We start from the raw sequence: 12506 nt of genomic DNA, 5'->3' as shown, positions 1-12506 counted from the left end.
ACCGAGCGACCTTCGCCTTGTGCAAGGGGATTTTCGAGACGTTGACTCGTCTAGATCATGCAGCCGTCACGGCTTTGGCGGCTCTCAGCGTTTCAAGGACGTTCTGCGGCGACGATACGCCATAGGGGTCGGCCTCGCAGTTGTCGCAGAAACCGTCCTCCTCGAACCACTGCTCCACCACGCCATCGTTGATCACGGCAGCGTAGCGCCAGGAGCGCATGCCGAAGCCGAGATTGTCCTTGGCAACCAGCATGCCCATCTTGCGGGTGAACTCGCCCGAGCCGTCTGGGATGAGCTGGACTTTCTTCAGCCCCAGGGCCTTGCCCCAGGCATTCATGACGAACGCATCGTTGACGGAAACGCAGTAGATTGCGTCAATTCCCTCCTTCTCGAACTCGTCGTAGAGCATTTCGAAATCGGGCAACTGGAAGGTCGAGCAGGTCGGGGTGAAGGCACCGGGCAGCGAGAACAGGATGATGCGCTTGCCGCTGAAACAGTCGTCGGATGTCTTGTCTTCCCAGCGGTGCGGGTTTGGTCCCTCGATGGAATCATCGCGAACACGCGTGCGAAAGGTGACGAAAGGAACCTTTTTTTTGACGGTCATCAATGTGCTCCTGGAGGAAAACTGGTGCGCTGCTTTTTCGGTTGAAACTGACACGGCATCGACCTCGGCCGGCAATTCGGCCGGGCGCCGCGCGTTTTGTGTCGGCCTTGGATCAGCCATGGCAAAACCGCTCGCAAGCACGGGCGTCTGAAGAAACGAGCTCTCGATTCGCCGCGGCAACGAGAGCGGTACGCGCTTGTACGGGGCGTCGCGATGTCAGCAATGGTCTTACTCCTGGCCACCTTGTGATGGGTTCTGCCGAGTACGACGCAAGCGCCATGCCATTTGATTTTAGGCTTGGGTTCACACTGTTTTTTGCAGCGACCCTCTTTGCCTTGAGCGGCCAGAACCATGCCTTCGCCGAGACCGAGCGCGCCCATAATCACCAGATCGTGGGCTCTGGGCGGAGGGGATCCCCTTTATGGGTATCAAGCCGCGACCCTCTTTGTCCGAAGCTGGACAAAAATGTCGGAAGTCGGACCGGAGGGTCGCCGGGTCGCCGGGTCGCCGGCGCGGCGAACACGTGGCTCGTATTCGAAGCGAAAATCTGGGCTCAAACTCGGAACGAGGGACAGGAGTCGATCGGGGTTAACCTGACGAGGGTCCCTATGGCCTCCGTTCTCAGGATTGAGACGGCTGACAGGCCCACGCGCTTCGCCCTATCGACGCTCGCGAGACCGCTTCGAAATCGACAACGGGTACAAAAAAGCCAGCACGTCCATTAGCAAGCTGGCCATGTGATCTTTCTGAACCGCGCTTGCGTGAGGCGGGCACGGTCCCAAGGTGATGGAAAAAGCCGCCTTGTGCTCTCGGAGCATTTTGAAGCTGCCGCGACTTTGCTGTCGGGTTTGTCATGTCCGGGACAGCCAGGCTTGCGGCTGCGCATTCGTTCAAGCTGTTGAATGATATGTAGAAAATCTCCTGCAGGGCTCTTTCCGCGCCGTTGGCACGACTTTTGAAGCTCTCTTTTGAAGCTCTCATGTGAGACGGCAGGAGATACCGACTGGCGTCCATTCGTGAGTGATATCGCGCTCAATGCAATGAAGGAAGACGACATGTCAGGTCAGCGTCAGTTCAGATTCTATCCGAAACGGGCATTGCCCGCGGAATGCAATATCGACCGGCGTGACTGGCGTCACCGTCACAACCGCCCGGCACCGGCCAATGGCCACCGATCGATCTGCAGATACGGTTCGACCAGAATGTGCTTGCTCCTGTCCTCTCGCCGGCGCTTGAGGAGACCGGCGAGCACTTCGGCGGCCAACCGGTCTTTCGCGTGCCGCGCTGCGGATATCCTCGCAGAGATGATCGACCCCGAACCGCTGTGGAGCAAGAGCTTCATTCCGGTTCGCCGTTCGAAGCTGGAAAACGCCGGGTCTCCGACGATTTCGCTCGTCGGCTCTCTAGATGACCAAGATGCCATGGTGCGCGGCCTGGTTAGTGGTTAGACGGCAGGAGAAATGCAATGGCGATCAACCCGGTCCCAGATCATGTCCCGCCCGAAATGGTGAGAGACTTCAGCCTGTTCACATCGCCAGGCATGCCACCAACGCCCAACGGGGATCCACACGCAGCCGTCGCTTGCGCCCATGACGGGCCTCCGATCTTCTATTCCCCCTACAACACGCAAGATGGCCGGGGCACCTGGGTCATCACCCGCGCCGCAGATCAGCGTAAGGTGCTGCAGGACACTGAAACTTTTTCCAGCCATCGCAGCATCTTCTCCTCCATACTGGGCGAAACCTGGCCGACGATCCCGCTTGAGCTCGATCCACCGGCCCATGGCGCATTTCGCTCACTGCTCAGTCCGCTGCTTTCGCCCAAGCGGGTGACGGCACTGGAACCGGCTGTCCGTGAGCGAGCGATAGCCCTGATCGACCGGATCACCGCATCGGCCACGAGCTGCGACGTCATGAAGGATTTTGCCTTTCCGTTCACTGTCAGCATCTTCCTTCGGTTTCTGGGATTGCCGGATCAGGGACTCGATACATTTGTCGGCTGGGCGAAAGATCTGCTCCACGGCGACGATGTGGAACGACCTGTGGCTGCCCGCAAGATTGTGGCTTTCATCGATGAACTTGCAACCAATCGCCGCAAGGATCCGGTCGACGATCTCATGACCTTCATCGTGCAGGCACAGATCGAGGGCCGCCGGCTAACCGACGGGGAGATCCGTGGCATCGGCGTGCTTGTGTTCGTCGCGGGACTTGACACTGTCGCAGCAGCTATTGGCTTTGACCTGGCTTATCTAGCGCGCAACCTCAAGGATCAGGAACTGCTGCGCAGCGAACCGGCCCGCATCCTGCTCGCAACCGAAGAGTTGCTGCGGGCCTATCCGCCCATTCAGTTGATCCGCGTGGCTACGAAAGATATCGACTTCGAAGGCGCGCCGATCCGAAAGGGGGACTATGTTTCGTGCGCCACGATGATTGCAAATCGCGACCCGGAGGAATTCGAATCCCCCAACACGGTCGATCTGGCGCGAGATCACAACCGCCACGCCGCCTTTGGCTATGGTCCCCACCGTTGCCTTGGCTCACACCTTGCCCGGCGCGAGATTGTCATTGGCCTGGAGGAATGGCTGGCGCGCATACCGACCTTCCGGATCAAGGAGGGTACAGCGCCCATCACCTGTGGCGGCCATGTGTTCGGGATCGAAAATCTGATCCTGGACTGGTCATGACCATCGCCGAGCCATGCCAAGACAATGGAGGCAGCGCTATGCGCATTATCGTCCACAATGCCAAATGCCAGGGTCACGCGCGATGCTGGGCGCAAGCGCCGGACATCTTCAAGCTTGATGACGATGGCTACATCCTGCCCGGTGACATTCAGGTTGCGGAGGGGGAGCAACTGCTTGCGTCACAAGGCGCGCGATCCTGCCCCGAACGTGCGCTGGAAGTCGATCGCACCTCGGCAGCGCGGTTCGAACCAGCCGCCATGCAACCAAGAACTGGGGAAGCTTAGGTGGAATCGACGAGACGTGGCCCCACACCGCAAAGCAAGATGTCCGGCCGCTTCCCTGCCAACCTCCTCTCCGGCATCGAGACCTCAATGACACGCACGCGACACGTGAAGTTCGTCTCCGTTCTGGCTTCTTCAGTTGCCGATCGGTTCGACCTTGCACGCACCTAGAGGCACGAAACGCCTCTTCCAATCTCAAATTTGCGACAGAGCGATGGGCCAGGCAAAAATCACCGAACTGCGCGACCGCGAGGCGATCCGCGACTGCCTTTATCGGTACTGCCGCGGCATAGACCGCGCGGATGAGGCTGCGCTGCGCAGTGCATATTGGCCCGATGCGCATGACAATCACGGTGCCTATCGCGGCTCAGCCGAGGGCTTCTTTGAGTTTGCGCTTGGTCTCTTCAAAACCGGACCGCGCTTAATCCACCAGATCACGAACGTCTTGATCGAATTCATCGACCCGTCGGAGGCCGTGGTCGAAAGCTATTTCACCGCGCTGCAACGCGGACCAGACAATGACGGAGAAGCACGCCAGGTGCTTCTCTGCGGCCGTTACTGCGATCTTTTTCAGAAGAGGGAAGGGGCGTGGCGCATTGCCGAACGGACCGTCGTTTACGATTGGCTCGAAGAGCAGACCCCACCAGCGGTCCCCGAGGCAGAACGGTTCGGCTTGCGGCAACCGATCGGAGCAGCGCATCCCAATGACCCGGTTTACGCGCTCAGGAAGCGCCGCAGCTCGTCATCAAAATGAAAATGCCATGCATGTCACCACAATGCTTTCCAAGGCTCCCAATTGCGGAGCCGCGTCGCGGGAACGGTCGCGGAACGCAACACGTCTACCCGGTATGGAAACTCGCCGTCACCAGGACGTCCGCGACCGGTCTTGCGGCTGACTCGCGTCGATATCTCTGACGCTGGCTGCGGAGAGGTTCATATGAAGCAGGCAGGACGGGTCGTCATCATAACGGGAGCGGCAGGCGGAATCGGCCGTGCGCTGGTCGAGATCGTTGCCGCCGATGGAGACATCGTCGTTGCGGTGGACCTTCCTGGCAGCGGCGTTCTTGAACTGGCCGGCGGTCTCGGCCATCCGCATCTGGGCCTCGAATGCGATGTCTCACGAGAAGAGGACATTGTCGCCCTATACGGCCGCATCGAAGCGCAGTTCGCGAAAATCGATGTTCTCGTCAACAACGCGGCGATAGGACCCGCCATGGCTGCGACTATCGACACCGGTTTCGAGGCCTTCCGACGCGTGCTGGCAACAAATCTGATCGGGCCTTTCATCATGGCCGGCGAAGCGGCGAGGCGCATGCAGCCCGGCGCTGCCATTGTCAACGTCGCTTCGCTGGCGGGCGTGCTCGGCAATCCCAAGCGCAACGCCTATGCCAGCTCGAAGGCAGGCTTGATCGCTCTCACGAGATCGCTTGCATGCGAGTGGGCCTCGCGCGGCATCCGCGTAACGGCGGTAGCGCCAGGATACGTGCGCACGCCGATGGTGGCGGAACTGGAACGTGCGGGCAAGATGGACCTCGCGGCCGTGCGCCGCCGCGTGCCCATGGGGCGAATGGCGCGCCCCGACGAGATCGCTCGGGCCGTGCGTTTTTTGGCCAGCGCACAGACGGGCTACATCACAGGATCGGTGCTGACGGTCGACGGCGGTTGGATGTCGTTCAACCAGCCGGGCGACGCGCACCCGCCGGTCGACGAGACGCCTCGAGCCGAACTCTTCCGGCCGGCCGAACGAACTGGCGCGCGCACAGTGGTCGTGACGGGCGGCGCGAACGGTATAGGCGCCGCCGTCGTTCGCCGCTTTGCCGCGAACTCCGACACAGTCGTGATTGCTGATAAAGATGGTGCTGGGGCGGCAGAACTCGCTGATTTGCTGGGCGGCAGGCACGTGGCGAAATCCGTCGACTTGGCGGTCGAGAGCGACGTGGTGGCGCTGTTCGAGGAAATACGGGGGCGCTTCGGTCGCATCGAGGTCCTCGTCAACTGTGCTGCTATTGCCGATACGTTTGTGCGAGGGATCGAAATCCCGCAACAGATCGAGCGGGTGCTGGACGTCAATCTCACCGGCACCTTCACCTGCGCGCGCGAGGCGATCAAGTCGATGGACGCCGGCGGCGTAATCCTCAATCTTGGATCGATCAATAGTTTCCTGCCCTTCGTGCCGCGCCATGCCTATGGGGCGTCCAGGGCGGGTATGAACATTCTGACCCGGTGCATGGCGGCCGAACTCGGGTCGGTCGGCATCCGAACGGCCACCGTCGCTCTTGGCTATATCCGTACGCCTGACATTGCTCAGTTGGTCGAGTCCGGCTGCATCGATTCCGTAGCGATCAAACGGCGCATCCCGATGGGGCGGATGGGAGAGCCCGAAGACGTCGCCGAGGCAGTGTTCTTTCTGGCCTCGCCTGATGCCTCATACGTAAACGGCTCGACCCTCTACGTGGACGGCGGCTTGACCTCGTTGGCTGACGCGCGAAACGCCCAGCCAACCGATCAAGAAAATCCAACGGAATGTTCGCCGGCGACGGGTTGCGGTTCGTCGAAGCCGACGAGGTTCGAGGATTGAGACTGCGGCTGCATGGAACGTGCCAAGCGCGGCTTGCCAAGTGATCGTCTTCATCGGTGACGGAAAACTCGTCATCAGGGTCGAATGACTAGCCAGGTTTTGGCGCTTGCCTGCGGCCGCCGAACGATAAGCGGCTTTGCGCAAGATCGTCGACTACGTCGTCGCCAGGCCGCATCGATACCGCGACCCACCCGCAATCGGCACAAGTCGAAGGCTTGATTGGCCACTTTGTGTAAACGAGGGACACGCCATGGAATTCGCGACGTTCATCTTGGCGGCCCAGCGAGGCTATCATCAATCGTGCGACAGCGTCATCGGTAACTCCATTGAACAGACAATCGCTTCGGAGCAGGCTGGCTTCAACACCGCTTGGTTCGCCGAGCACCACTTCAACAATTACAGCCTGGTTCCCTCGCCCTTGATGATGGTGGCGCACTGTGCTGGCCTTACGAGCACCATTCGCCTTGGCACCGGTGTGTGTGTGCTGCCGCTATATCAACCGCAGCGCCTGCTCTCCGAGATCGGCTTTGCCGAGATCGTTTCGAACGGCCGCCTCGAACTCGGCGTCGGCTCGGGATACCAGCAGTTCGAGTTCGAGCGCTTCGGCGTCGATGTCGATCAGGCGCCGGCCGTGTTTGCGGAATACCTGGATATCCTTCTCAAGGGCCTTAACCAGAAGGTCTTCGAGCACAATGGCCAGTATGAGAAGATACCTTTAACGGCGATTTCGCTGCGCACCATCCAAAGGCCAGCCCCACCGATCTGGATCGCCTGCGGGTCCGCGCGAAGCATGTGCCGGGCCTATCGTGAGGGCCACAATCTTTTCGTCACGGCGTTCCACAACGGCTTGGAAAACTTAAGAACGCTGCGTGAGACCATCGAGGCAGCAGCGGCCTCGCGGGGTAAGGATGTCACCGCCGCCAAGATAGGGCTTCTGCGCTGCTGCTATGCCAGCGACGATCAGGCGGAGATCGACAGCTATCTCGACAACGCCCGCTTCCAGCGCCGGCTATCTGAAGCACTTCATCAGCGCCGCCAGCAGAGCCGGGACGGCTATCTGCTGCAGGAAACACCGACGCAGCAGGATCTGTCGTTCGAGACCATGCGCCAGAACCTGCCGATCGGCAGCGTAAGTCGCGTCATCGATCGCCTGCTGGAAGAGATAAGTATCCTGAAGCCGGACCAGATCGCAATTCAGACCCAATTGGGAGATTTCGACCAAAAGACGATGCTACGCCAGATTGAGCTCTGGGGAGACAAGATCATCCCATCGATCAACAAGTCGCTTGGTTAGGTCAAGGCTTGAAGTTCGGAACGGCCACTGGGGGAGCTGAAATCTCGCATGCCGATGCTCGACACTTCGTCCATGAGGCATGGATAAATAATCAAGCCGACCGGCGATCACCGGGATCGAAGACCAACGTCGTCCGTCCTTGCCTGCACGGACCGCCGGTCTTCCGCTCCCTGGCCATCTCGCTTGAGACCGTTGATCGGCAGCCTCGGAACGGCCGCCATGGCGTAGACGAATAGCCACTCCCCCTACCCCTCTTGTGTCCGAAGTTGGACGAGGATGTCGGAAGCCCGACAAATGTCGAGAGGGGACCTGGCCCGCCGGTATGGAGAACTGGTGCGGCGCAGGTGGTTCGCCAATTCGGCACGCGCCTTGCTTCATTGATTCTGTATGTGTGCACGACAGTGGCAGATCGCCGATCGGTGGGCAGAGCGGTTCGCCTCTGAAAGTACTTCGTCGGCAGCGATGACAGGCTTGTCGGCTGGACAGCGTCGGTGGAGGTGAGACCGCATGGTGGAGAGGCAGTCTGGTGCGCAGACGCGAGAGAGCTTGCGCCGAATGATCGCGTCCAGTGAACTCGCCTTCGCAATGGAGGCTCATGACGGCCTTTCGGCGGCGATTGCCGAGCGCGCTGGCTTCAAGGCGCTCTGGGCGTCCGGCCTCTCGATTTCATCCAGTCTCGGATATCGAGATGCGAACGAAGCTTCCTGGTCCCAACTCGTCGATGTCGTTGAGCGAATTTCCGACACGGTGGACATTCCAGTCCTCGTCGACGGGGACAGCGGGTTCGGGAACTTCAACAATGCCCGTTTGGTCGCCCGCAAGCTGCGCCAACATGGCGCGAGCGGCATATGTATCGAGGACACGGCGTTCCCGAAAATGAACTCGTTCATCGGTGATCGGCACCCGTTGGCCGATATTCCCGAGTTCTGCGGCCGGCTTAAGGCGGTGAAGGACCAAGTGCCGGATGCGGAGTTCGTTCTGGTCGCCCGGATCGAGGCGCTCATCGCCGGCCGCGGAGAGGATGAGGCGCTGGCGCGAGCACAAGCCTACGCTGAGGCCGGCGCCGATGCTATTCTGATTCATTCCCGCAAGTCCAACGCTGAGCAGATTTTCGCCTTCACGCGCGCCTGGCAGAACCGCCTTCCGGTCGTGATCGTGCCTACGAAATATTACCGCACACCGGTCTCCGCGTATCGGGCGGCCGGAATCTCCACGGTCATCTGGGCGAACCACAACATGCGCGCGGCGATATCGGCCATGCGCCAGGTCTGCGACCGCATCCTCCGCGAAGAAAGTATCGCCGGTATCGAGGACGAGGTGGCGACCCTCGATGAACTCTTCGATCTGCTCAATTACCAGGAACTCTCAGCGGCGGAAGAGAAGTATCTGCCGCAGACGGCGACCGGCGTGCGGTAGCAGGCCCAGCCCGTCTTTTGAAAGCAAACGAAAACGGGAGCGCACATGCTTGCGCATCGGACAAACCTGTTTGGCACATCGGGTACCGCCGCGGCGCGCGCTGCCGCAAAAGCGGCGGCCGATGCCGGCAAGGAGATCATCGATCTGACCGCCGGCGAGATCTGGAGCGAGCTTGCTCCCACGATTCGCAACGGCGCGATCAACGCCATCAATAAGGGCGTCAATCGCTATACCGATACGGTTGGCATGGTGGAGCTGCGTGAGGCACTGGCGCGGAAGATCTCCCTCGATACCGGACAGATCTGGAAGGCCGAGGAAGTTGCCGTGACGTCCGGAGCAAAGCAGGCCTTGTTCAATGCCGCAATGGTGCTGCTAAACCCGGGCGACGAGGTCATCATCCCGGCGCCTTACTGGACAACGTTTCCGGCCCAGGTACTAATCGCCGGCGGGACACCAGTCTTCGTCGACACCAAATCCAACGGTTACGTCCCGCGCCCCGAGCACATCAAGGACGCAGTCACCGAGCGCACGCGGGCGATCGTCATCAACACGCCCAGCAATCCGGCCGGTGCGGTCTACGATGTTGAGACCCTGATGGCCATCGCTCAATTGGCGGTCAGCCGCAACCTGTGGATCATTTTCGACGAGTGCTATGGCGACTACGTGCACGGGGGTCATACCCACCATCCGATCGTCTCGGTCGCTCCCGAAATTCGAGCACGCGCGCTGATCGTCAATTCCTTCAGCAAATCACTGGCATTGACCGGCTGGCGCATCGGTTATCTGGCGGGTCCAAAAGAGGTGATCAATGCCGTCAAGGCCCTGCAATCGCACACTACCTCGAATCCAAACGTAATTGCCCAGCACGCGGTACTCGCCCATTTGCAAAGGGGCGGCTCGGACTATGAAAGCAAGCTGCGTTCACGCCTGACAAGCGCCAGACGGGCTGGCCTCGACGTGCTTTCTTCATTGATGCGTGTACTGGTCGCCAGGGCGCAAGGGGGTTTTTATTTCTATCTCGACCTTTCCCATCTGCTGCGACCGGGATCGGAAGACGGCGCCTCAACGACAGCCGACGATATCGTGACGGCTCTGCTTGCCGAAGCTGGCGTCGCAGCTGTGTCGGGCACCGCGTTCGGTGACCCCGCCGGCCTGCGCCTGTCCTATGGAATTCCACCTGAAAAACTCGCGACCGGCCTGGCCCGGCTCGTCGAATTCCTCAACGCCTGGAAATGACACCGCAACAAAACGAAAGAGGTGAATGAGATGCCTCCCGCTGCTCCCAGGAAAGCCGTCATTCTCGCTGCCGGCTTCGGCTCCCGCCTGCGTCCGCTGACCGATCTGTGTCCCAAGCCCCTCGTCGAAGTCAACGGCACACCGATACTTCACAATGCACTGTGGAACCTTCAGACGGTGGGAGTTGAAGAGGTGACGATTGTTGTCGGCTATCGCAAGGATGCCATTCGCCATGCGTGTGGCGAACGCTTCGGCAGAGTTGAAATCAACTATGTCGAGTCCTCGGTCTTCGACAAGACAGGGAGCGCGTACTCGCTCTGGCTGGCACGCGACACGCTTCTTTCCGGCGACTGTTATCTCCTCGAAGGTGACGTCTTCTTCGAAGAAGATGCACTGCGCCACCTGATCAGGGTCGAGGCGCCCAATGCCGCTGCGGTCGCGCCCTTCGATCCATCCATGGAAGGATCCGCGGCCGTCCTTTCCAGCGACGGCTTCATATCCGAAGTCCGGTTGAAGCAGACGGCGGCAAATCTGGCATCAGGCACCCCGGTGCTCTTCAAGATGATGAACCTCATCCGGTTCTCTGGCGCCGAACTCCAAACGGTGATCGTCCCGGTCCTCCACGACCTGATCGGCTCGGGCGCAATCAAAGCCTATACCGAGGAGCTGCTCGCGCATCTCATCGAGCAGCGCGGACTGCAACTCGCCGCGGCGCGATGTGACGATTTGCGATGGTACGAGATCGACAGTGAACAGGACCTGCGGGTAGCGGAAAGGATTTTCGCCTTCGAGCGACCTCACAGACATAGTGCCGACGCGCCGGCCGCCGTGGCGGGGGTAGGAGGATGATCCGCTATCTGTTCGACGCTGCAAATGCCATTACAGCCCTTGGGCTGATATTGGCCACCACGGCGATCTACTTTGCTTTGATCGGGCGCTTCGAGATTGGCATCTGTTTCGGCTTGTGGGCTCTTTTGGCAGATGATGCCGACGGCATGGTCGCGAAGAGTTCCCCGAACCGGTCCGCTTTGATGGCACAGCTGGGTGGCGCGTTGGACGGGCTGCTTGATTTGGTCTACGCAGCCGTCTTTCCAGCGGTTCTGATTTTGTCCTTCAACGCGTTCTCCGTTCTCGCATTGTTGGCTGCCAACTGCCTCATCCTGTCAGGGGCTCTGCGCCTCAGCTATTTTTCGACGTTCGGACTGGACGCTGACGGATTCGGCAGAGGATTGCCGTTGAACAATAATCTCTTCGTGTTGGCGTTCCTCTTCGTCGCCGACCATCACTTGCCGGTGCAAGGCCTGGGCAACCTATTGATCGGTGCAGGGTTTGTGCTGTCGGTCCTGCATCTTTCAAACTTCAAATTTCCAGGTACCGGCAGTGCGTTGCGCTTGGGTAACCTTACACTCGCCGCAGCCGGATCTGTCGCCTTACTCACAAAGTGAATCAGTTTGCAGCTATAGGGAAGAGAATACATGGAAAACTCTTTCGAGGCCGAAACTCGCACCGTCTTTGATCGCTACCAGCGCCAGCAGGAGAATGATGACCACATATTCGACAGGTTGGTCTCTCTGATCGAGGAGGAATATTTCGGCTTGCCTACCGGTAGCTTCCGCGGTCTTGATGTCCTGGACGCGGGCTGCGGCTCCAACGCGAATGCGTCCTATGCGTTTCTCGACAAGGGGGCACGAAACGTTGTTTCGCTTGAATTGAGCAATGATTGGATGGATTGCGCGCGCAAACGCCTCAGCCGATTTGGGCCGCGCTCGGAACTGGTCGCGGGCAGTGTGCTCGATCTGCCGTTTGACGACTTCAGTTTCGATTTTGTCCATTGCGCAGGGGTTTTGCCGAACACCAGCAATCCGAAAAAAGGCTTTGAAGAGCTTGCCCGTGTAACCCGCCCCGGCGGCAGCTTCTTTTTGACGATTATGGGCACCGCCAACGGCGTCATTTACCGATGCATCAATCACTTGCGAGAACTCTACCAAAGCGACGGTCAATTCCGCAGTTCCATCGACAATCTGGACGCATCCACCGCACGCGAAGCCATCAACTGGATGTTGAGAATAAAGGACGGCGAAGAGGAAGAATATATACCCGGCGAAAACGAATTCTTTCGGAGCCTTTTTGACGATGATTTGTTCGTGACGATCCGGGATCGTTTCCAGGCGCCGACCTATCACGAGTTCGCCTTCACAGAGGTACAAATCCGAGGCTGGTATGGCGAGTGCGGCTTCGAGAAAATCCGCAGGATCTCAAGGTATACAAAAAATTTCCATAATCTTCGGCGCTTTCTCGCTCCGATGTACCGTCATTATGACCACCCGCTGGCCCGCTTCTGGTTCGGCGATGGCTGCATCCAGATGATCGGCGAAAAGCCGAGCACGTAGTTGGCGTTATTCGTGCCAAGAGAG

General features: G+C 59.6%; 13 protein-coding genes. 12 read left to right on the top strand and 1 reads right to left on the bottom strand.

Annotated elements, in window-relative coordinates:
* Positions 1-55: 55 nt before the first annotated feature.
* Positions 56-604: a peroxiredoxin gene (locus JN302_RS34175; protein WP_202330553.1), complete on the bottom strand. Its 549-nt coding sequence runs from the start codon at positions 602-604 to the stop codon at positions 56-58.
* Between JN302_RS34175 and JN302_RS34170 the strand changes: the two genes are divergently transcribed.
* The 12 genes from JN302_RS34170 (at position 594) to JN302_RS34115 (ending at position 12482) form a co-directional block, all read left to right on the top strand.
* Positions 594-755: a hypothetical protein gene (locus JN302_RS34170; RefSeq protein WP_202296339.1), complete on the top strand. Its 162-nt coding sequence runs from the start codon at positions 594-596 to the stop codon at positions 753-755. The genes JN302_RS34175 and JN302_RS34170 overlap by 11 nt on opposite strands.
* A gap of 865 nt (positions 756-1620) precedes the next feature.
* Positions 1621-2052, top strand: a complete 432-nt coding sequence (locus JN302_RS34165; RefSeq protein WP_199201491.1) for a hypothetical protein — start codon at positions 1621-1623, stop codon at positions 2050-2052.
* A 17-nt stretch (positions 2053-2069) separates the two neighbouring features.
* Positions 2070-3287, top strand: coding sequence for a cytochrome P450 (locus tag JN302_RS34160; protein WP_010913582.1), 1218 nt, complete (start codon positions 2070-2072; stop codon positions 3285-3287).
* Between the two features lie 38 nt (positions 3288-3325).
* Positions 3326-3571 carry a ferredoxin gene (locus JN302_RS34155; protein WP_027056547.1) on the top strand — a complete coding sequence of 82 codons (246 nt, stop codon included), beginning with the start codon at positions 3326-3328 and terminating at the stop codon, positions 3569-3571.
* A 211-nt stretch (positions 3572-3782) separates the two neighbouring features.
* Positions 3783-4322 carry a nuclear transport factor 2 family protein gene (locus JN302_RS34150; RefSeq protein ID WP_010913584.1) on the top strand — a complete coding sequence of 180 codons (540 nt, stop codon included), beginning with the start codon at positions 3783-3785 and terminating at the stop codon, positions 4320-4322.
* A 183-nt stretch (positions 4323-4505) separates the two neighbouring features.
* Complete coding sequence (locus JN302_RS34145) at positions 4506-6146, top strand: SDR family oxidoreductase (RefSeq protein ID WP_199201493.1); 1641 nt, start codon at positions 4506-4508, stop codon at positions 6144-6146.
* 250 nt (positions 6147-6396) lie between these two features.
* Entirely contained in the window at positions 6397-7440 is a 1044-nt protein-coding gene (locus tag JN302_RS34140) for an LLM class flavin-dependent oxidoreductase (protein WP_010913587.1), read from the top strand.
* A gap of 507 nt (positions 7441-7947) precedes the next feature.
* Positions 7948-8856 carry a phosphoenolpyruvate mutase gene (gene aepX / locus JN302_RS34135; RefSeq protein WP_202330552.1) on the top strand — a complete coding sequence of 303 codons (909 nt, stop codon included), beginning with the start codon at positions 7948-7950 and terminating at the stop codon, positions 8854-8856.
* A 45-nt stretch (positions 8857-8901) separates the two neighbouring features.
* Complete coding sequence (locus JN302_RS34130; protein ID WP_202330551.1) at positions 8902-10092, top strand: aminotransferase class I/II-fold pyridoxal phosphate-dependent enzyme; 1191 nt, start codon at positions 8902-8904, stop codon at positions 10090-10092.
* Positions 10093-10122: 30 nt separating this feature from the next.
* Entirely contained in the window at positions 10123-10941 is an 819-nt protein-coding gene (locus JN302_RS34125) for a phosphocholine cytidylyltransferase family protein (protein ID WP_202330550.1), read from the top strand.
* Complete coding sequence (locus tag JN302_RS34120) at positions 10938-11537, top strand: phosphatidylcholine/phosphatidylserine synthase (protein ID WP_199201497.1); 600 nt, start codon at positions 10938-10940, stop codon at positions 11535-11537. Before JN302_RS34125 ends, JN302_RS34120 begins: the two co-directional genes overlap by 4 nt.
* A gap of 30 nt (positions 11538-11567) precedes the next feature.
* Positions 11568-12482, top strand: a complete 915-nt coding sequence (locus JN302_RS34115; protein WP_202330549.1) for a class I SAM-dependent methyltransferase — start codon at positions 11568-11570, stop codon at positions 12480-12482.
* Positions 12483-12506: the final 24 nt, after the last annotated feature.

This window comes from Mesorhizobium sp. L-8-3 (genome assembly GCF_016756615.1).
Taxonomy (GTDB): Bacteria; Pseudomonadota; Alphaproteobacteria; order Rhizobiales; family Rhizobiaceae.
Note: the sequence above shows the minus strand (reverse complement) of the source record. Positions and strands in the feature narration are given on the sequence as shown.